This window comes from Serratia sp. 121840015-1, from assembly GCF_053627655.1.
The window spans coordinates 386334-406125 of sequence record NZ_JBSEYF010000003.1; the positions used below are offsets into that span (position 1 = coordinate 386334).

A 19792-nucleotide genomic window follows, 5' to 3' on the forward strand; every position below is an offset into this window, starting at 1 on the left:
GCTATTTCCTTATTTTCCTTATGGTTGCGTTCTATTGACAGCCGGGGCCGCGTCACGCATAACTGGTGTGTTTTTCATCGCGATAATAATAAGGAGAATAAGGGTGCAACAAGCACGTTATTACCTGTTGGGTGAGAGAGCGGTAGTGCTTGAACTGTCGCCGCCGGTGACCTTACCGAGCCAGCAGCGCATCTGGGCGCTGGCGGAAAAGCTGAATCACCACCCCGACGTGCGGGAAGTGGTGCCGGGGATGAATAACCTGACGCTGTTGCTGCATACGCCGCAGGCCGACGCCGAAGCGATGCTCGCATTGCTGCAGCAAGGTTGGGAAAGCAAAGAGAGCCTGACGCCGGAATCGCGCCAGGTGGATATTCCGGTGGTCTACGGCGGGGAGCAAGGCCCCGATCTGGATGAAGTGGCGCGCCATACCGGCATGACGCCGCGGCAGGTGGTGGAATGCCACGCGGCGGCGGCCTATGTGGTCTATTTCCTCGGCTTTCAGCCGGGTTTCTCCTATTTGGGCGGCATGCCGGAACAACTGGCGACGCCGCGCCGCGCTGAGCCGCGTCTGGCGGTGGCGGCCGGCTCCGTCGGCATCGGCGGCGGCCAGACCGGCATCTATCCGCTGGTGACGCCCGGCGGCTGGCAGCTGATCGGCCGCACACCGCTGGCGCTGTTCAATCCGCATGAAATGCCGCCGACGCTGCTGCGCCCGGGCGATAACGTGCGCTTCGTGCCGCAGAAGGAGGGCGTATGCTGATTATTCTGCGTGCCGGCATCTATACCACGGTGCAGGATTTGGGCCGCGAGGGATTCCGCCGTCTGGGCATCAGCACCGGCGGGGCGCTGGATCAACCGGCGTTGAAGATCGCCAACCTGCTGGTGGGCAATGCGCCGGAGGCCGCCGGGCTGGAGATCACCCTCGGCCAGTTCAGCGCCGAGTTTACCCGCCCTGGCTGGATCGCCCTGACCGGCGCCGGCTGCGACGCGCAGCTGGACGGCAAGCCGCTGTGGACCGGCTGGCGCTACCCGGTGAAAAAGGGGCAGCGGCTGGCGCTGGGCACGCCGAAACGCGGCATGCGCAGCTATCTGGCGATCTCGGGCGGCATCGCCGTGCCGGAAATGCTGGGCTCGTGCAGCACCGACATGAAAGCCGCCTTTGGCGGCCACGAAGGCCGTAACCTGAAGGACGGCGATCGGCTGCCGCTGGGCAAATCCACCGCGCTGCCGCAACACCGCTGCGGCGTGAAGCAGCTGCTGTTCACCAACCGCATCCGCGCGCTGCCGGGGCCGGAGTACGCTGAATTCAGCGAAGAGGCGCAGGACACGTTCTGGCGCACCGCCTGGCAGCTCAGCCCGCAGAGCAACCGCATGGGCTACCGCCTGCACGGCGGCACGCCGCTGGAGCGCACCACCGACCGCGAGATGCTTTCGCACGGCCTGCTGCCCGGCGTGGTGCAGGTGCCGCACAACGGCCAGCCGATCGTGCTGATGGCCGATGCGCAAACCACCGGCGGTTACCCGCGTATCGCCTGCGTGATCGAGGCCGATCTTTACCACTTGGCGCAGATCCGTCTCGGCGAACCGATCCACTTCGTTCTCTGCTCTCTGACGGAGGCGCAGCGCGCCAAGGCTGAGCAGGATCTCTTCCTTCGACAGATTGCCTGGGGGTTACATGATCGTTGATTTGAACGCCGATCTCGGCGAAGGCTGCGCCAACGACCAGGCGCTGTTGCAATTGGTGAGTTCGGCCAACATCGCCTGCGGCTTCCACGCCGGCGATGCGCAGACCATGCGTCAGTCGGTGCGCTGGGCATTGCAGTACGGCGTGGCGATCGGCGCTCACCCGAGTTTTCCCGATCGGGATAACTTCGGCCGCACCCGCATGCAGCTGCCGCCGGAAACGGTCTACGCGCAGGTGGTGTATCAGCTCGGGGCGCTGGCGGCCATCGCCCGCGCCGAGGGTGGGGTGATGGTGCACGTTAAGCCGCACGGCATGCTATACAACCAGGCGGCGGTTGAGCCGGCGCTGGCGGAAGCGATCGCCCGGGCGGTGCAGGCGGTCGATCCGGCGCTGCGGCTGGTGGGGCTGGCCGGCAGCGAGCTGATCCGCGCCGGGGAACAACTCGGTCTGACCACCCGGCAGGAGGTATTCGCCGATCGCGGCTATCAGGCCGACGGCACGCTGGTGCCGCGCGGTTTGCCGGGGGCGTTGATCGACGATGACGAACAGGCGCTGGCGCAAACCCTGGAGATGGTGCGCCATCACCGGGTGCGCAGCGTGGATGGCGTCTGGACCGCCGTTCAGGCGGAAACCGTCTGCCTGCATGGGGACGGCGAGCATGCGCTGGCGTATGCGCGCAAGCTGCGGGACAGTTTTGTTCAGCAGGGCATCCGCGTCAGCGCGGAGCAGTAAAGCAATAAAGCAAGACACAACATCACAAGCAAAAAACTATTAGAAAATATCGAGGGAAGACTATGGAACAGGCCGTGAATCTCTGGCCACTGATTGGCATCGCCGCCATCGTGGTCGGGTTTGTATTGCGTTTCAACCCGGTGCTGGTGGTGATCGCCGCCGGCATCATCACCGGTTTGGCGGCGCTGATGCCGCTGGACGTCATTCTGGAAAAGCTCGGCGAGGGCTTTCTCAACACCCGTAACCTGCCGCTGATCCTGCTGCTGCCGCTGGCGGTGATCGGCCTGCTGGAGCGCCACGGGCTGAAAGAGCGTGCGCAGGCGTGGATCGCCAAGATCAAAAGCGCCACCGCCGGCCGTTTGCTGATCGTATACCTGTTCGTGCGCGAGATTACCGCGGCGATGGGGCTGACCAGCCTGGGCGGGCATCCGCAAATGGTGCGGCCGCTGCTGGCGCCGATGGCGGAAGGGGCAACGGAAAACCGCTACGGCGAGCTGCCGGAGCGCACCCGCCACCGTCTGCGCGCCATGTCGGCCGCGACCGACAACGTCGGGCTGTTCTTCGGCGAAGATATCTTCGTGGCCTTCGGCGCGATCATCTTCATGCACAACTTTATGCTGGAGTCCGGCGGCATTCAGACCGAGCCGTTGCATATCGCGCTGTGGGGCATTCCGACCGCGATTTTCGCTTTCCTGATCCACGCGTTCCGGCTGTATCGGATGGATAAGCAGCTGAGCGCCGAGCTGGCGCAGCTGAATCAGGCGGCGCTGCAGGCGAAGGGGGAGGCACGATGAACTTCCAGCAACAATATCTCTACTGGCTGGCCGGCGCGGTGCTGCTGATTGTGGCGGTGATGTCCTTCCGCGATCGCGCCAACCCGCGCCGCATCACCACCGGGCTGTTTTGGGGGCTGTACGGCCTGGTGTTCCTGGTCGGCGACTGGACTTACCGCCTGCTGGGCGACGTGCTGGGCGAAGGCAGCAACGAGAAACGCATGCTGCACATCATCGTTGGCGGGGTGGTGGTGGTGATGGCCCTGATTGCCGGCTTCGGCGGCGTGCGCCTCGGCAGCTATCATCAGCGGACGCCGCAGGAGCGCGAGGCCAGCGCCAAGCGCCTGGGCAATAAGCTGTTTATCCCCGCTCTGGCGATCCCGGTGGTGACGGTGATCGGCGTGCTGCTGTTCAACAACGTGCCGGCGTTGCAAACCGCTGTGTTCGGCAGCGGTAACCACGCGACGCTGATCACCCTGTTCTCGATGACCGTCGGCTGCCTGATTGGCCTGGCGATCGCGGTGAAAATGACCCATGAGAAGGCCCTGCAGCCGATACAGGAAGCGCGGCGCCTGCTGGATTCGATCGGCTGGGCGTTCATTCTGCCGCAGATCCTTGCCACGCTGGGGCTGCTGTTTACCGTCGCCGGCGTTGGCACCGCGATCTCGCATTTGACCCAGGAGTATCTGGCGGTCGATAACCGCTTTATCGCCGTGGCAGTCTACGCTATCGGTATGGCGGTGCTGACCATGGTGATGGGCAACGCCTTCGCCGCCTTCCCGATCGTTACCGCCGGCATCGGCATTCCGATCCTGGTGTTGCAGCACGGCGGCAACCCGGCGGTGATGGCGGCGATCGGCATGTTCTCCGGCTATTGCGGCACCCTGATGACGCCGATGGCGGCGAACTTCAACATCGTGCCGGCGGCGCTGCTGGAGCTGCCGGACAAGAATGCGGTGATCAAGGCGCAGGTGCCGACCGGTGTGCTGCTGCTGTTGGTTAACGTGTTCCTGCTGTATTTCCTGATGTTCCTGTAGGAGTAAGGATGCAAAAAGTATTGATTACCGGCTTTGAGCCGTTTGGCGGCGAGCGCCTCAACCCCTCCTGGGAAGTGGTGAAGCAGCTCAATGATATGGAGCTGGTCGGCACACGCATCGTGGCGCGCCAGCTGCCGTGCGTGTTCGGCGCGGCGCTGGAGGCGCTCAATGCGGCGATCGACGAGGTGCAGCCGGTGATGGTGTTGGCTATCGGCCAGGCCGGCGGCCGCACCGACATCACGATTGAACGGGTGGCGATCAACGTCGACGACGCGCGTATCCCTGACAATCAGGGACAGCAACCGGTGGATGAGCCGATCGTCGCCGGCGGTCCGGCGGCCTATTTCAGCACCTTGCCGATTAAAGCGATGGTCAGTTCGATGCGCGAGGCCGGCATTCCGGCCTCCGTTTCGCAGACCGCCGGCACCTACGTGTGCAACCATGTCATGTATGGCCTGCTGCACCGTTTGAGCGGCCAGCGCGAGGTCAAGGGCGGGTTTATCCATATCCCGTACCTGCCGGAGCAGGCGGCGGCACACCCCGGTGCGCCGAGCATGGCGGCCTCGACGGTGCTGTTTGCATTGGAGCTGGCCGTTTCCATCGCTTTGCAGGTGGAGCACGATCTGAAAGTGGTGGGCGGAGCGACGCATTAATCATGTCATCCCCGGCGCATCGGGCTGCGCCGGGTCTACGCAAGGAGTGGTCTATGCCGGAAGGACCGGAGATTCGCCGGGCGGCGGACAAACTGGCGGCGGCGGTGATCGATCAGCCGCTGACCGCCGTCGATTTCGCTTTTCCCCAGCTGAAACACTATCGCCAGCGTCTGCTCGGCGAGCGCATCGTCGCCATCGAGCCGCGCGGCAAGGCGCTGCTGACCCATTTCTCCAATGGGCTGACGATGTACAGCCACAACCAGCTGTACGGCGTGTGGAAAGTGGCGGCGGCAGGGGAGACGCCGGAGACCAAGCGCGATCTGCGGGTGCGGCTGGAAACCGCCCACAGCGCGATATTGCTTTACAGCGCTTCCGACATTACCGTCGGGCCACGCGAGGAAATAGAGCAACACCCGTTTTTGCAACGCATCGGCCCCGACGTGTTGGACATGTCGCTGACGGTAGACGATGTGGCGGAGCGGTTGCTGACGCCGCGTTTTCGCCGCAGGCAGCTGGGGGGCATGCTGCTCGACCAGGCGTTTCTCGCCGGATTGGGCAATTATCTGCGCGCCGAAATCCTGTGGCAGGCCGAACTGGCGCCGCAGCACAAACCGCAGGATCTGACGCCAGAGGCGCTGCACCACCTGGCGGAGGCACTGCTGGCAGTGCCGCGCCTCTCCTACCAGACGCGCGGGCAGGCGGATGACAACCGGCATCACGGCGCGCTGTTTCGCTTCAAGGTATTTCATCGCAGCGGCGAGCCCTGCGAACGCTGCGGTGGGATGATCGTGCGTACCGAACTGTCGTCGCGGCCGTTTTATTGGTGCCCGGGCTGCCAGAAATAACCAAAAAAAACGCCGCCCGAAGGGGCGGCGCTGTGCGGTTTCAGCCGGGAAAGCGGCTTACTTGTTTTTCAGCTGGGATTTGAAATCGCGTTCGGCATAGCCGGTGTACAGCTGACGCGGACGGGCAATTTTGATGCCTTCGTCGTGCATTTCGTTCCAGTGGGCGATCCAGCCGATGGTGCGCGCGATGGCGAAGATCACGGTGAACATGGAAGAAGGAATGCCCATCGCCTTCAGGATGATGCCGGAGTAGAAGTCGACGTTCGGGTACAGTTTCTTCTCGATGAAGTACGGGTCGTTCAGCGCGATGTGTTCCAGCTCCATCGCGACCTGCAGCAGGTTGTCGTCTTTCTTGTTCAGCTCTTTCAGCACTTCGTGACAGGTTTCGCGCATCACGGTAGCGCGCGGATCGTAGTTCTTGTACACGCGGTGGCCGAAGCCCATCAGGCGGAAGGAGTCGTTCTTGTCCTTGGCGCGCTTGATGAATTCCGGAATGTGCTCGACAGTCTTGATCTCTTCCAGCATTTTCAGCGCCGCTTCGTTGGCGCCGCCGTGCGCCGGTCCCCACAGGGAGGCGATACCGGCCGCGATGCAGGCGAACGGGTTGGCGCCGGAAGAGCCGGCGGTGCGCACGGTAGAGGTAGAGGCGTTCTGCTCATGGTCGGCGTGCAGGATCAGAATGCGGTCCATGGCGCGTTCCAGCACCGGGTTCACCACGTACTCTTCGCACGGGGTGGCGAACATCATGTGCAGGAAGTTGCCGGCATAGGACAGATCGTTGCGCGGGTAAACGAACGGCTGGCCCAGGGAATATTTGTAGCACATCGCGGCCACGGTCGGCATTTTGGACAGCAGACGGAACGCGGTGATTTCACGGTGACGCTCGTTGTTGACGTCCAGCGCATCGTGGTAGAACGCCGCCAGCGCGCCGGTCACGCCGCACAGCACCGCCATCGGGTGCGAGTCGCGACGGAAACCACGGAACAGATGGGTGATCTGGTCGTGGATCATGGTGTGGCGGGTGACGGTGGTCTTGAAGGTCTCGAACTCTTCCGGCGTTGGGGTCTCGCCGTACAGCAGGATGTAGCACACTTCCAGGTAGGAAGATTCTTTCGCCAGCTGCTCGATAGGGAAGCCGCGGTGCAGCAGCACGCCTTTGTCGCCGTCGATGAAGGTAATCTTGGATTCGCAAGAAGCGGTGGAGGTAAAGCCGGGATCAAATGTGAAATAACCTTTGGAACCCAGAGCGCGGACATCGAGGACATCAGGGCCCAGTGTCGGTGTCAATACGCCCAGTTCGATCGGAGCTTCGCTGTCGTTAATGGTTAGCGTCGCTTTCTTATCAGTCATTTACTGTCTCCTTAGCGCCTTATTTTAAAAACCACTAACAACTGAAATACCTTAAATCTCTGCAGGTTGCCCGCAAAAAATGGTGCGGACGCTAACTCTGTGAGCGACTGCGCAACTGTGCGCGGGTAGGGTACAGAGTGCTGACCAGGCGAACGAGACGGGTGACCAGTTGTTAACGATTCATAGTAATTCGTTATAGTCTGTTAATCTTACCTATGAGCTGTTCGAAGAGATGTGAACCTATCCCAATAATCTGTTTTTATTTGCTTTATTTGCTTTTTGACGCCGGCAAAATCGAGCGGAAAACAACGGCTATTGGGATAGGTTCGTCAAATACACTGTTGCATAACTCGAACCCGGGGGGAAGTGTATCTGCTGACCCATAGCGCATCATAGGACCGTTTGTGCCCCTATATGTAATGGAAATGTTGATCTCTTGTCAAATCAGATAATTAATTTTGCACTAATTGTGAAATCCGTGATCTGAATCACTGTTCGGGGGAAATGTTATCAAAGCGGTTGTATGAGAATTGTAATCAGAATGTGATCCTCCTATACTGCCGCCAGGTCTCCGGATTACCCTGAAGTAGGAGCACCCAGCGTTATAAATGCGCGCCGTTTGAGCACAGAGGATGTTGATGTTTGAGCGCGTGACGTGTAAGGGTTTTAGGCTCTTAACGCTGTCTGATCCCCGCCCAGGCCCGGAGGAAGGAAAATAATAAGAGCTGTGTGGGCAAATACGTGAAAAAACAACGACCTGTCAACTTGGATCTGCAAACGATCCGGTTCCCCGTAACTGCGATAGCGTCTATCTTACACCGAGTCTCTGGCGTAATTACCTTCGTTGCCGTGGGTATCCTCCTCTGGCTGCTGGGCCTGTCACTCTCTTCCCAAGAGGGGTTCCTGCAGGCGGCCGCCATCATGAATAGCTTCATCGTCAAATTCATATTCTGGGGCATCCTCACGGCGCTGGCCTATCACATTTGCGGTGGCATCCGTCACTTGTTAATGGATTTTGGCTACATCGAAGAGAGTTTGGCCGCCGGTACCCGTTCCGCCCAGGTGGCGATCGGTCTGACCGTCGTGCTGTCAGTTCTGGCTGGAGTCCTCGTATGGTAAACAACGTTTCTGCATTAGGGCGCAACGGCGTGCACGATTGGCTGCTGCTGCGCGCTTCCGCTATCATCATCACCCTGTACGTCCTGTATATCCTGGGCTTCTTCGTCACGGCTCCGGAACTGACTTATGACATCTGGCGCGGTTTCTTCGCCACTTCCATTACGAAAGTGTTCACTCTGCTGACCTTGCTGTCGATTCTGGTGCACGCCTGGATCGGGCTGTGGCAGGTGCTGACGGACTACGTCAAGCCGCTGGCGGTTCGCCTGGTGTTGCAGCTGGCTGTCGTGGTCGCGTTGCTGGTCTATTTACTGTACGGAACAATCGTAGTGTGGGGTGCTTAAATGAAACTGCCAGTCAGAGAGTTTGATGCCGTCGTAATCGGCGCCGGCGGTGCGGGCATGCGTGCCGCGCTGCAAATTTCCCAAGCGGGCTCGACCTGTGCCCTGCTGTCCAAAGTTTTCCCGACCCGTTCCCATACCGTGTCCGCACAGGGCGGCATCACCGTCGCGCTGGGCAACAGCCACGAGGACAACTGGGAATGGCATATGTACGACACGGTGAAAGGTTCCGACTATATCGGTGACCAGGACGCCATCGAATATATGTGTAAAACCGGCCCGGAAGCGATTCTGGAACTGGAACACATGGGCCTGCCGTTCTCTCGTCTGGACGACGGCCGCATCTACCAGCGCCCGTTCGGCGGCCAGTCGCTGAACTTCGGCGGCGAGCAGGCGGCGCGTACCGCAGCCGCAGCCGACCGTACCGGCCACGCGCTGCTGCACACCCTGTACCAACAGAACCTGAAAAACCACACCACCATCTTCTCCGAGTGGTATGCGCTTGATCTGGTGAAAAACCAGGACGGCGCGGTGGTCGGTACCACGGCTATCTGCATCGAAACCGGTGAAGTGGTTTACTTCAAAGCCAAGGCCACCGTGCTGGCGACCGGCGGCGCAGGCCGTATTTATCAGTCCACCACCAACGCCCACATCAACACCGGCGACGGTGTCGGCATGGCGCTGCGCGCCGGCGTGCCGGTGCAGGACATGGAAATGTGGCAGTTCCACCCGACCGGCATCGCCGGCGCGGGCGTGCTGGTGACCGAAGGCTGCCGCGGCGAAGGCGGTTACCTGCTGAACAAACATGGCGAGCGCTTCATGGAGCGTTATGCGCCGAACGCCAAAGATCTGGCGGGCCGCGACGTGGTTGCCCGTTCGATCATGATCGAAATCCGCGAAGGCCGCGGCTGCGACGGCCCTTGGGGCCCGCACGCCAAGCTGAAGCTGGATCATCTGGGTAAAGACGTGCTGGAATCCCGTCTGCCGGGCATTCTGGAACTGTCCCGCACCTTTGCGCACGTCGATCCGGTGAAAGAGCCGATCCCGGTTATCCCAACCTGCCACTATATGATGGGCGGCATTCCGACCAAAGTGACCGGCCAGGCGCTGACCGTGAATGAGAAAGGCGAAGACGTGGTGATCCCGGGGCTGTTCGCCGTGGGCGAAATCGCCTGCGTATCGGTGCACGGTGCCAACCGCTTGGGCGGCAACTCGCTGCTCGACCTGGTGGTGTTCGGCCGTTCCGCCGGCATGCACCTGCAGGAATCGCTGGAAGAGCAGGGCGTGAGCCGTGATGCCAGCGACTCCGACGTGGAAGCCTCGCTGGACCGTCTGAACCGTTGGAACAACACCCGCTCCGGCGAAGACCCGGTCGAAATTCGCAAAGCGCTGCAGTCTTGTATGCAGCACAACTTCTCGGTATTCCGCGAAGGCGATGCGATGGCCAAGGGTCTGGAAGAACTGAAAGTGATCCGTGAACGTCTGAAGAACGCACGCCTGGACGATACCTCCAGCGAGTTCAACACCCAGCGCATCGAGTGCCTGGAGTTGGATAACCTGATGGAGACCGCGTATTCCACCGCCGTGTCGGCCAACTTCCGTACCGAGAGCCGTGGCGCACACAGCCGCTTCGACTACCCGGAACGCGATGACGCCAACTGGCTGTGCCATTCGCTGTATCTGCCGCAATCGGAAAGCATGACGCGTCGTGAAGTGAACATGCAACCGAAGCTGCGCCCGGCATTCCCGCCGAAAGTGCGTTCTTACTAATTGCGGAGATCGACAGATGAAACTCGAATTTTCCATTTATCGCTACAACCCGGATGTCGATGACGCGCCGCACATGCAGGACTACACCCTGGAAGCGGAAGAAGGTCGCGACATGATGCTGCTGGATGCGTTGATCCAGCTGAAAGAAAAAGATCCGACCCTGTCGTTCCGTCGCTCATGCCGCGAAGGCGTGTGCGGTTCCGATGGCCTGAACATGAACGGTAAAAACGGCCTGGCGTGCATCACCCCTATTTCGTCGCTGCGCAAAGGCAACGCCAAGATCGTGATCCGTCCGCTGCCGGGCTTGCCGGTGGTGCGCGATCTGGTGGTGGATATGGGCCAGTTCTACACCCAGTATGAAAAGATCAAGCCATACCTGTTGAACGACGGCAAGAACCCGCCGGCGCGCGAGCACCTGCAGTCGCCGGAGCAGCGCGCCAAGCTGGACGGTCTGTACGAGTGCATTCTGTGCGCCTGCTGCTCGACCTCTTGCCCATCGTTCTGGTGGAACCCGGACAAGTTCATCGGGCCTGCCGGTCTGTTGGCGGCGTATCGCTTCCTGATCGACAGCCGTGACACGGAAACGCAAGAACGTTTAGATGATCTGGACGACGCTTTTAGTGTTTTCCGCTGCCATAGCATTATGAATTGTGTCAGTGTATGTCCTAAAGGCTTGAACCCGACGCGTGCTATCGGGCATATCAAGTCCATGCTGCTGCAACGCGGAGCATAAACGGAATGAGATGCTGCGCCGGGCTCTTTTCCGGCGCACATCCCATAGGGGAGGGAACCTCTAAAAACTGACCCGCGGCTGCGGCGCTATGCAGCCTGGTTCTTCCGCCGGTTTTTAGAGGTTCCTTGTAAGGGACCGCAAGGTCCATAACAGAACGTATCGGGCCGTCATGGCCGCAAGTACGTCGAGTGAACCGTTTTACGGCAAACCGTATTCATCACGGTAATTATGTTAACCACGGCGAAAACTAAAGCTTCAAAGCTTAAGGGATCATGATGCAGAACGGCGCAATGAAGGCCTGGCTGGATTCCTCCTATCTGGCGGGCGCGAACCAGTCTTACATAGAGCAGCTCTATGAAGACTTCTTAACCGATCCGGGTTCCGTTGAAGATAGCTGGCGTTCCATTTTTCAACAGCTACCAACCGCGGGTGTCAAACCCGATCAGCTTCACTCTCAAACGCGCGATTACTTCCGCCGCCTGGCGAAAGACTCCGCGCGCTATAACACCACCATCACCGATCCGGAAACCGACGCCAAACAGGTCAAGGTACTGCAGCTGATCAACGCCTTCCGCTTCCGCGGGCATCAGCATGCCAACCTCGATCCGCTCGGCCTGTGGCAGCGCGAGCAAGTTCCTGACCTTGATCCCGCTTACCACAACCTGACCGAAGCCGATTTCCAGGAAACCTTCAACGTGGGCTCTTTCGCCATCGGCAAAGAAACCATGAAGCTGGGCGATCTGTACGCCGCGCTGAAGCAGACCTATTGCGGGTCGATCGGTGCTGAGTACATGCACATCACCAACACCGAAGAGAAACGCTGGATCCAACAGCGCATCGAGTCGGTGGTGGGGCGCGCCAGCTTTACCGCCGACGAAAAACGCCGTTTCCTGAACGAGCTGACCGCGGCGGAAGGCCTGGAACGTTACCTGGGCGCCAAATTCCCGGGCGCTAAACGCTTCTCGCTGGAAGGCGGCGACGCGCTGGTGCCGATGCTGAAAGAGATGGTGCGCCACGCCGGTAAGAACGGCACGCGCGAAGTGGTGTTGGGCATGGCCCACCGCGGCCGTCTGAACGTGCTGATCAACGTGCTGGGCAAAAAGCCGGCCGATCTGTTCGACGAATTCGCCGGCAAGCATAAAGAACACCTCGGTACCGGTGACGTGAAATATCACCAGGGCTTCTCCTCCGACGTGGAAACCGAAGGCGGCATGGTTCACCTGGCGCTGGCGTTCAACCCGTCGCACCTGGAGATCGTCAGCCCGGTGGTCATGGGCTCGGTTCGCGCCCGTCGCGATCGTCTGGATGAAGCGCGCAGCAACATGGTGCTGCCGATCACCATCCACGGCGATGCCGCCATCACCGGCCAGGGCGTGGTTCAGGAAACCCTGAACATGTCTCAGGCTCGCGGCTACGAAGTGGGCGGCACCGTGCGTATCGTCATCAACAACCAGGTTGGTTTCACCACCTCCAACCCGCTGGATGCGCGCTCTACCGAATACTGCACCGACATCGCCAAAATGGTTCAGTCGCCGATCTTCCACGTTAACGCGGACGATCCGGAGGCCGTGGCCTTTGTCACCCGACTGGCGTTGGATTTCCGTAACACCTTTAAGCGTGACGTGATGATCGATCTGGTCTGCTACCGTCGCCATGGGCACAACGAGGCCGACGAGCCGAGCGCTACCCAGCCGGTGATGTATCAGAAGATCAAGAAACACCCTACGCCGCGCAAAATCTACGCTGACGTTCTGACCGAGCAGAAAGTGGCCAGCCTGGAAGATGCCACGGAAATGGTCAACCTGTACCGTGACGCGCTCGACCGCGGCGATTGCGTGGTTGAAGAATGGCGTCCGATGAACCTGCATTCCTTCACCTGGTCTCCGTACCTGAACCACGAGTGGGACGAAGAGTACCCGAGCAAGGTTGAGATGAAGCGCCTGCAGGAGCTGGGCCGCCGCATCAGCACCGTGCCGGAAGCGATCGAAATGCAGTCGCGCGTGGCGAAAATCTACGCGGACCGCGCCGAGATGGCGGCGGGCAACAAGCCGTTCGACTGGGGCGCCGCCGAAACGCTGGCCTACGCCACCATGGCGGATGAAGGCATTCCAATCCGCATCTCCGGCGAAGACGCCGGCCGCGGTACCTTCTTCCACCGCCACGCGGTGGTGCACAACCAGAAAAACGGTTCCGTCTACGTTCCGCTGGCGAACATCCACAGCGGCCAGGGCGAATTCAAGGTCTGGGACTCCGTGCTGTCCGAAGAAGCGGTGCTGGCGTTCGAATACGGCTACGCGACGGCGGAACCGCGCACGCTGACCATCTGGGAAGCGCAGTTCGGCGACTTCGCCAACGGCGCGCAGGTCGTTATCGACCAGTTCATCAGCTCCGGCGAGCAAAAATGGGGCCGTATGTGCGGCCTGGTGATGCTGCTGCCGCACGGCTATGAAGGCCAGGGCCCAGAGCACTCTTCCGCGCGTCTGGAACGCTATCTGCAGCTGTGCGCAGAGCAGAACATGCAGGTGTGCGTCCCGTCCACGCCGGCGCAGGTTTACCATATGCTGCGTCGTCAGGCGCTGCGCGGTATGCGCCGTCCGCTGGTGGTGATGTCGCCGAAGTCGCTGCTGCGTCACCCGCTGGCGATTTCTTCGCTGGACGAACTGGCCAACGGCACCTTCCTGCCGGCGATCGGCGAGATCGACGACTTGGATCCGAAAGCGGTCAAGCGCGTCGTGCTGTGCTCCGGTAAGGTCTACTACGACCTGCTGGAACAGCGTCGCAAGAACGAGCAGAAAGACGTGGCCATCGTGCGTATCGAGCAGCTGTATCCGTTCCCGCATCAGGCCGTGCAGGCCGTGCTGGAACAATACTCGCACGTGCATGATTTCGTCTGGTGTCAGGAAGAGCCGCTGAACCAGGGCGCCTGGTACTGCAGCCAACACAACTTCCGTGAAGTGGTACCGTTCGGGGCTTCTTTACGTTACGCAGGACGTCCGGCCTCCGCTTCTCCGGCGGTGGGCTATATGTCCGTACACCAGAAGCAGCAGCAGGCTCTGGTGAACGACGCGCTGAATATTGACTAATGTTCGCTCGCTTGCCGGCCGAGGGGCCGGCAAGCAGATGATAAAAAACTTAAGGGAAAGCTAAATGAGTAGCGTAGATATTCTGGTTCCTGACCTTCCTGAATCGGTTGCCGATGCGACCGTAGCCACCTGGCACAAAAAACCGGGCGACAGCGTGCAGCGTGATGAAGTCCTGGTTGAAATCGAAACCGACAAAGTCGTGTTGGAAGTGCCGGCCAGTGAAGCGGGCATTCTCGATGCTATCGTGGAAGAAGAGGGCGCGACCGTGCTGTCTCGCCAGCTGCTCGGCCGCATCCGTCCGGGCGACAGCTCCGGCAAGCCGACCGCCGAGAAGAGCCAAGAGAAAGAAGCCACGCCTGCCCAGCGCGCTACCGCGAGCCTGGAAGAAGAAAGCAATGACGCGCTCAGCCCGGCGATTCGTCGCCTGATCGCCGAACACGATCTCGATGCCGGCGCCATCAAGGGCACCGGCGTGGGTGGCCGCATCACGCGTGAAGACGTGGAAGCGCACCTGGCCAAAGGCGGCGCCGCTGCCAAACCGGCCGCCGCCGCTGAAGCCGCACCGCAGCCTGCTCTGGCCGGCCGCAGCGAAAAACGCGTGCCGATGACTCGCCTGCGCAAACGCGTCGCCGAGCGTCTGCTGGAAGCGAAGAACAGCACCGCGATGCTGACCACCTTCAACGAAATCAACATGCAGCCGATCATGGACCTGCGCAAGCAGTACGGCGAAGCCTTCGAGAAGCGCCACGGCGTGCGTCTGGGCTTCATGTCCTTCTACATCAAGGCGGTGGTTGAAGCGCTGAAGCGTTTCCCGGAAGTGAACGCGTCGATCGACGGTTCCGACGTGGTTTACCACAACTACTTCGACATCAGCATCGCGGTTTCGACCCCGCGCGGCCTGGTGACGCCGGTACTGCGCGATGTAGACGCCATGAGCATGGCTGACATCGAGAAGAAAATCAAAGAGCTGGCCGTTAAGGGGCGCGACGGCAAACTGACCGTGGAAGAGCTGACCGGCGGTAACTTCACCATTACCAACGGCGGCGTATTCGGCTCCCTGATGTCCACCCCGATCATTAACCCGCCGCAGAGCGCCATCCTGGGCATGCACGCCATCAAAGATCGCCCAATGGCGGTCAATGGTCAGGTGGTGATCCAGCCGATGATGTATCTGGCGCTGTCTTATGACCACCGCCTGATCGACGGTAAAGAATCCGTCGGTTATCTGGTGACGGTCAAAGAGATGCTGGAAGATCCGGCTCGTCTGCTGCTGGACGTCTAGTAACCCTTGCCGGGCGCGGCATGCCGCGCCCGCACTCTGTGCTATGTGGCCGGAAAACCATGCGGTTTACCGCGTAATAATGGTCCGGCTAAAAACCTTCAGAACTGAATGGATAGAACATCATGAATTTACACGAATATCAGGCAAAACAGCTGTTTGCTCGGTATGGCATGCCGGCACCAACCGGTTACGCCTGTACCACTCCGCGTGAAGCAGAAGAAGCCGCATCCAAAATCGGCTCCGGCCCGTGGGTGGTGAAATGTCAGGTTCATGCTGGCGGCCGCGGTAAAGCGGGCGGCGTTAAAGTCGTCAACAGCAAAGAAGATATCCGTGCCTTCGCGGAAGCCTGGTTGGGCAAGCGTCTGGTGACTTACCAGACTGATGCGCTGGGCCAGCCGGTTCACCAGATCCTGGTAGAAGCGGCGACCGACATCGATAAAGAGCTGTACCTGGGCGCGGTAGTGGATCGTTCTACCCGTCGCGTGGTGTTCATGGCGTCTACCGAAGGCGGCGTGGAAATCGAGAAGGTGGCGGAAGAAACCCCTGAACTGATCCACAAAATGACCATCGATCCGCTGGCGGGTCCACAGCCTTATCAGGGCCGTGAGCTGGCCTTCAAACTGGGCCTGACCGGTAAGCAAGTCAGCCAGTTCGCCAAGATCTTCATGGGTCTGGCGACGTTGTTCCTGGAGCGCGACCTGGCGATGGTTGAGATCAACCCGCTGGTGATCACCAAGCAGGGCGATCTGGTGTGCCTGGACGGTAAACTGGGCGCCGACGGCAACGCCCTGTTCCGTCAGCCTGAACTGCGTGAAATGCGTGACCCTTCCCAGGAAGACGAGCGCGAATCCCGTGCGGCTCAGTGGGAACTGAACTACGTTGCCCTCGACGGCAACATCGGCTGCATGGTTAACGGCGCCGGTCTGGCGATGGGTACCATGGACATCGTTAAACTGCACGGCGGCGAACCGGCCAACTTCCTGGACGTAGGCGGCGGCGCGACCAAAGAGCGCGTGACCGAAGCGTTCAAAATCATCCTGTCCGACGACAAGGTGAAAGCGGTTCTGGTTAACATCTTCGGTGGTATCGTACGTTGCGATCTGATCGCCGACGGCATCATCGGCGCAGTGGCCGAAGTGGGCGTTAACGTCCCGGTCGTAGTGCGCCTGGAAGGGAACAACGCCGAACTGGGCGCCAAGAAACTGGCGGACAGCGGCCTGAATATCATTGCTGCGACCAGCCTGACTGATGCGGCTCAGCAAGTTGTTGCAGCAGTGGAGGGTAAATAATGTCCATTTTAATCGATAAGAACACCAAAGTAATTTGCCAGGGCTTCACCGGTAGCCAGGGGACTTTCCACTCCGAACAAGCTATCGCTTACGGCACCAAAATGGTTGGCGGCGTAACCCCGGGCAAAGGCGGCACTCAGCACCTGGGCCTGCCGGTGTTCAACACCGTGCGCGAAGCGGTTGAAGCGACCGGTGCGACGGCCTCGGTCATCTACGTTCCAGCGCCTTTCTGCAAAGACTCCATCCTGGAAGCGATCGATGCCGGCATCAAACTGATCATCACCATCACCGAAGGCATCCCGACCCTGGACATGCTGACCGTGAAAGTGAAGCTGGACGAAGCCGGCGTGCGCATGATCGGGCCGAACTGCCCTGGCGTGATCACCCCAGGCGAGTGCAAAATCGGCATCATGCCTGGCCACATCCACCTGCCGGGCAAAGTGGGCATCGTTTCCCGCTCCGGTACCCTGACCTATGAAGCGGTGAAACAAACCACCGATGCCGGTCTGGGCCAGTCTACCTGCGTGGGCATCGGCGGCGACCCGATCCCGGGCTCCAACTTCATCGATATCCTGAAGATGTTCCAGCAGGATCCGCAGACCGAAGCGATCGTGATGATCGGTGAGATCGGCGGCAGCGCTGAAGAAGAAGCGGCAGCTTACATCAAAGAACACGTCACCAAACCGGTTGTCGGCTACATCGCCGGCGTGACCGCGCCGAAAGGCAAGCGTATGGGCCACGCGGGCGCCATCATCGCAGGCGGCAAAGGCACGGCGGACGAGAAGTTTGCTGCGCTGGAAGCCGCGGGCGTGAAAACCGTTCGCAGCCTGGCAGACATCGGCGACGCGGTAAAAGCGGTGCTGAAGCGCTAAGAATTTAGTACGAAATAACAATATCTCGACATGTTTGGCCACCCATTGGGTGGCCTTTTTTATGGGTGAAGATCAGAAATCGTTGAGTGCCTTGATCAGCGCGATCCGATCCTGCAGGCGGCGCTGTTGCACCGGATCCGTAGCGGCTTGGCGCTGTTGCTCCAGCGAGGTGAGGGTGGCGCGGTAATCATCGGCGTTGCTGAACAGCGCGTCTTTGACGTTGATCGACGCGACGTTGGTGTAGCGGCCGTCGTCGGTGGTCGGTACCTGGATAACGCCTTCATTGAGCAGCTGTTTGACGATCGCCCGCTGCGGTTCGTACCCCTCCATGCCGATCAGCTTCCAGCGCTGCGGCGGCACGCCCTGATAGTGGCCGTGTTTCACCTCCGTCAGGTAGCGCAGAGCCAGGTGGCGAATGGTGCCTTCTTCTTCACCGTATTGCGCTTTGCTGTCAAACAGCACCGGGAAGGATTGCCCCTCCAGCGCGCCGCCCTTTTGCGTCAGGTGGCCCATGCGGTAACTGTTCATGCCCAGACGGATCGGCATGTCATCGGTGACCGGCGTGCCGTCCGCCAGGCGCAGGTCGACGATGCGCAAGCCGGCAGGTTGGCGCAGGTCGATGGTGTAAGTGACGCCGTCGAAGAAATCATTGGTGGAATATTTGGACGATCGCCGCGCCGGGTTAAAGCTGTAGGTGACATCGCCCGGCTGCAGCTGATTGAAGTAGCCGGCGGACCACTCCATGTAGCGTTTAAGCGCTTTGCCGTTGAGCTGATACACGGTGATCTCGCCGCCGGCGTATTGGTAGTTAAAGGCGATGTCCTTGGCCTTGATGTCGCCGACGTCCAGCTTGGCGCGATCGTTGTCGATCTGTAGGGCGATCACCTGCGCCAGCGGCGCATAGTGGCGGGCGGCCTGCTGGAACAGCGCGCTGATGCCGGTATCCTGCACGTGCACCTGGGGAATGCCGCGGAATTCGTCGGTGGGCACCAGATCGCTGCCGCTCAGTTTCGCCACGACCCGGTTGGCGTTGGCGCGCAGAATGTCATGGTACGGCTGGTAGAGCGCTTGCATGGCGCTGTCCGGCGTCATCCCCTTGATGGAGTAGGTGTAGCTGTTTTTGTCGATCAGCGTGAACTTGCCGTCGCGGCGTTCAAACTGCAGATCGATGCGCGACAGCGCGCGGCCGTATTTATCCGGCTCGGTGATGATGACGCCGTTAACCACCGCTTTGTCGATCTTCACATGCATATGGCCGGCGACGATCGCCGCGAGCTCCGGGTTGGCGTTGGCGATGTCGGCTACGCCGGTGCCGGGACGCTGATTTTCGTTGTCGATGCCCATATGCGCCACCAGCACGATGGCGTCGACCTGGCCGTCGATTTGCCTGATGACCTGTTTCACCGCCTGCACCGGATCGGTGAAGTTCAGCCCTTTGATGCGATCGGTGCCCTTGGCGAATTCCGCGGTCATCGGCGTGTCCATGCCGATAATGCCGATCTTCACGCCCTGGCGTTCGACGATGGTGTAGGCGGGCAGATAGGGCTTGCCGTTGTCCCAGACGATATTGCCCGCCAGCGCCGCGCCCTTGAACTGCTTGAGCGGGGTGGCCAGCACCGGCAGGCCGAAGTCGAACTCGTGGTTGCCCATCACCCAGACATCGTAATTGAGCGCGTTGAGGCCCAGCATCATCGGGCTGACGGCCTCATGCTTGAAGGTTTCGACGAAGTTGCCCTGAATGGTGTCGCCGGCGTCCACCAGGATCAGGTTGGGCTGCTCGGCCCGCACTTTTTTGACCTGGGTGGCTATCTGGCTCAGGCTGCCCGCCAGATTTTCCGTGTCGCTGGCGTAGTCCCAGGGCACGAAGGTGCCGTGCAGATCGGAGGTGCCCAGCAGGGTGATATTTACCGTTTCGGCGGCCATGGCGTTTCCCGAGAGTCCCAAGACAGAGGCAAAGATGATTTTTTTCATAAGTTATTGTCACTCAATGCAATTTTAACATAAGTGGTCATTTTGCTACAAAATCGCAACCTTTACGATCCCATCGCGAGAAATAGACTAATATTGGAGAGAGATTTGTTGTTTTGTGACTGCTATCACTGTCACGGCTTATTGGAAATAAAAGGTTAATTATGTCGCATAATAAGCGCGTAATAATACAATGGCGGCCCTTTTAAATTACATTTATTTAACACAAAAATATCATTAAAAAACAATTAAACCATTGCGCAA

Annotated in this window: 17 protein-coding genes; 15 read left to right on the top strand and 2 right to left on the bottom strand. The window is 60.1% G+C overall.

The window, feature by feature from the left end; all coding sequences use genetic code 11:
- The first annotated feature begins 103 nt into the window (after positions 1-103).
- The 7 genes from pxpB to nei all read left to right on the top strand — a co-directional run bounded on the left by pxpB (position 104) and on the right by nei (position 5724).
- Positions 104-760, top strand: a complete 657-nt coding sequence (gene pxpB, locus ACUXAC_RS18095) for a 5-oxoprolinase subunit PxpB (RefSeq protein WP_004939909.1) — start codon at positions 104-106, stop codon at positions 758-760.
- A complete protein-coding gene (gene pxpC, locus ACUXAC_RS18100) occupies positions 754-1686 on the top strand; it encodes a 5-oxoprolinase subunit PxpC (protein ID WP_060440510.1) in 933 nt (310 codons plus the stop codon). The genes pxpB and pxpC overlap by 7 nt, the downstream gene beginning before the upstream one ends.
- Positions 1676-2416: a 5-oxoprolinase subunit PxpA gene (gene pxpA / locus ACUXAC_RS18105; protein WP_100396170.1), complete on the top strand. Its 741-nt coding sequence runs from the start codon at positions 1676-1678 to the stop codon at positions 2414-2416. The genes pxpC and pxpA overlap by 11 nt, the downstream gene beginning before the upstream one ends.
- 62 nt (positions 2417-2478) lie before the next feature.
- Positions 2479-3210, top strand: coding sequence for a DUF969 domain-containing protein (locus ACUXAC_RS18110; RefSeq protein WP_016928734.1), 732 nt, complete (start codon positions 2479-2481; stop codon positions 3208-3210).
- On the top strand, positions 3207-4226 hold the full coding sequence (locus tag ACUXAC_RS18115; protein ID WP_049201994.1) for a DUF979 domain-containing protein: 1020 nt from the start codon (positions 3207-3209) through the stop codon (positions 4224-4226). The genes ACUXAC_RS18110 and ACUXAC_RS18115 overlap by 4 nt, the downstream gene beginning before the upstream one ends.
- Positions 4227-4234: 8 nt before the next feature.
- On the top strand, positions 4235-4879 hold the full coding sequence (gene pcp, locus ACUXAC_RS18120) for a pyroglutamyl-peptidase I (protein WP_197756956.1): 645 nt from the start codon (positions 4235-4237) through the stop codon (positions 4877-4879).
- Positions 4880-4932: 53 nt separating this feature from the next.
- Positions 4933-5724: an endonuclease VIII gene (gene nei / locus ACUXAC_RS18125; RefSeq protein ID WP_387443691.1), complete on the top strand. Its 792-nt coding sequence runs from the start codon at positions 4933-4935 to the stop codon at positions 5722-5724.
- Between the two features lie 57 nt (positions 5725-5781).
- On the opposite strand, the gene ACUXAC_RS18130 is transcribed toward nei, so the two are convergent.
- Positions 5782-7074 (bottom strand): citrate synthase, encoded by a 1293-nt coding sequence (locus ACUXAC_RS18130; protein ID WP_016928730.1) that lies wholly within the window; start codon positions 7072-7074, stop codon positions 5782-5784.
- Between the two features lie 729 nt (positions 7075-7803).
- Between ACUXAC_RS18130 and sdhC the strand changes: the two genes are divergently transcribed.
- The 8 genes from sdhC to sucD all read left to right on the top strand — a co-directional run bounded on the left by sdhC (position 7804) and on the right by sucD (position 17560).
- Positions 7804-8193 carry a succinate dehydrogenase cytochrome b556 subunit gene (gene sdhC, locus ACUXAC_RS18135; RefSeq protein ID WP_004939893.1) on the top strand — a complete coding sequence of 130 codons (390 nt, stop codon included), beginning with the start codon at positions 7804-7806 and terminating at the stop codon, positions 8191-8193.
- Positions 8187-8534: a succinate dehydrogenase membrane anchor subunit gene (gene sdhD, locus ACUXAC_RS18140; protein ID WP_004939891.1), complete on the top strand. Its 348-nt coding sequence runs from the start codon at positions 8187-8189 to the stop codon at positions 8532-8534. Before sdhC ends, sdhD begins: the two co-directional genes overlap by 7 nt.
- Complete coding sequence (gene sdhA / locus ACUXAC_RS18145; protein ID WP_060423638.1) at positions 8535-10301, top strand: succinate dehydrogenase flavoprotein subunit; 1767 nt, start codon at positions 8535-8537, stop codon at positions 10299-10301.
- Positions 10302-10317: 16 nt separating this feature from the next.
- A complete protein-coding gene (locus ACUXAC_RS18150; RefSeq protein ID WP_195880106.1) occupies positions 10318-11034 on the top strand; it encodes a succinate dehydrogenase iron-sulfur subunit in 717 nt (238 codons plus the stop codon).
- A 275-nt stretch (positions 11035-11309) separates the two neighbouring features.
- Positions 11310-14117 (top strand): 2-oxoglutarate dehydrogenase E1 component, encoded by a 2808-nt coding sequence (gene sucA / locus ACUXAC_RS18155; protein ID WP_004939884.1) that lies wholly within the window; start codon positions 11310-11312, stop codon positions 14115-14117.
- Positions 14118-14181: 64 nt separating this feature from the next.
- Positions 14182-15399, top strand: coding sequence for a 2-oxoglutarate dehydrogenase complex dihydrolipoyllysine-residue succinyltransferase (odhB, locus tag ACUXAC_RS18160; RefSeq protein ID WP_033637469.1), 1218 nt, complete (start codon positions 14182-14184; stop codon positions 15397-15399).
- 122 nt (positions 15400-15521) lie between these two features.
- Positions 15522-16688: an ADP-forming succinate--CoA ligase subunit beta gene (gene sucC / locus ACUXAC_RS18165; RefSeq protein ID WP_025301883.1), complete on the top strand. Its 1167-nt coding sequence runs from the start codon at positions 15522-15524 to the stop codon at positions 16686-16688.
- A complete protein-coding gene (gene sucD, locus ACUXAC_RS18170; RefSeq protein WP_004939878.1) occupies positions 16688-17560 on the top strand; it encodes a succinate--CoA ligase subunit alpha in 873 nt (290 codons plus the stop codon). Before sucC ends, sucD begins: the two co-directional genes overlap by 1 nt.
- A 72-nt stretch (positions 17561-17632) precedes the next feature.
- On the opposite strand, the gene ACUXAC_RS18175 is transcribed toward sucD, so the two are convergent.
- Positions 17633-19531, bottom strand: coding sequence for a bifunctional metallophosphatase/5'-nucleotidase (locus ACUXAC_RS18175; RefSeq protein WP_454266813.1), 1899 nt, complete (start codon positions 19529-19531; stop codon positions 17633-17635).
- Positions 19532-19792 lie beyond the last annotated feature (261 nt).

What these genes read in the sequence shown, in the direction of transcription:
- ACUXAC_RS18110 (WP_016928734.1), top strand. Translation starts at nt 2,479, where the DNA reads ATGGAACAGGCCGTGAATCTCTGGCCACTGATTGGCATCGCCGCCATC.
- sucA (WP_004939884.1), top strand. Translation starts at nt 11,310, where the DNA reads ATGCAGAACGGCGCAATGAAGGCCTGGCTGGATTCCTCCTATCTGGCG.
- ACUXAC_RS18175 (WP_454266813.1), bottom strand. Translation starts at nt 19,531, where the DNA reads ATGAAAAAAATCATCTTTGCCTCTGTCTTGGGACTCTCGGGAAACGCC.
- sucD (WP_004939878.1), top strand. Translation starts at nt 16,688, where the DNA reads ATGTCCATTTTAATCGATAAGAACACCAAAGTAATTTGCCAGGGCTTC.
- ACUXAC_RS18130 (WP_016928730.1), bottom strand. Translation starts at nt 7,074, where the DNA reads ATGACTGATAAGAAAGCGACGCTAACCATTAACGACAGCGAAGCTCCG.
- ACUXAC_RS18115 (WP_049201994.1), top strand. Translation starts at nt 3,207, where the DNA reads ATGAACTTCCAGCAACAATATCTCTACTGGCTGGCCGGCGCGGTGCTG.
- ACUXAC_RS18150 (WP_195880106.1), top strand. Translation starts at nt 10,318, where the DNA reads ATGAAACTCGAATTTTCCATTTATCGCTACAACCCGGATGTCGATGAC.
- sdhD (WP_004939891.1), top strand. Translation starts at nt 8,187, where the DNA reads ATGGTAAACAACGTTTCTGCATTAGGGCGCAACGGCGTGCACGATTGG.
- sdhA (WP_060423638.1), top strand. Translation starts at nt 8,535, where the DNA reads ATGAAACTGCCAGTCAGAGAGTTTGATGCCGTCGTAATCGGCGCCGGC.
- pxpA (WP_100396170.1), top strand. Translation starts at nt 1,676, where the DNA reads ATGATCGTTGATTTGAACGCCGATCTCGGCGAAGGCTGCGCCAACGAC.
- nei (WP_387443691.1), top strand. Translation starts at nt 4,933, where the DNA reads ATGCCGGAAGGACCGGAGATTCGCCGGGCGGCGGACAAACTGGCGGCG.
- pxpC (WP_060440510.1), top strand. Translation starts at nt 754, where the DNA reads ATGCTGATTATTCTGCGTGCCGGCATCTATACCACGGTGCAGGATTTG.
- odhB (WP_033637469.1), top strand. Translation starts at nt 14,182, where the DNA reads ATGAGTAGCGTAGATATTCTGGTTCCTGACCTTCCTGAATCGGTTGCC.
- sucC (WP_025301883.1), top strand. Translation starts at nt 15,522, where the DNA reads ATGAATTTACACGAATATCAGGCAAAACAGCTGTTTGCTCGGTATGGC.
- pcp (WP_197756956.1), top strand. Translation starts at nt 4,235, where the DNA reads ATGCAAAAAGTATTGATTACCGGCTTTGAGCCGTTTGGCGGCGAGCGC.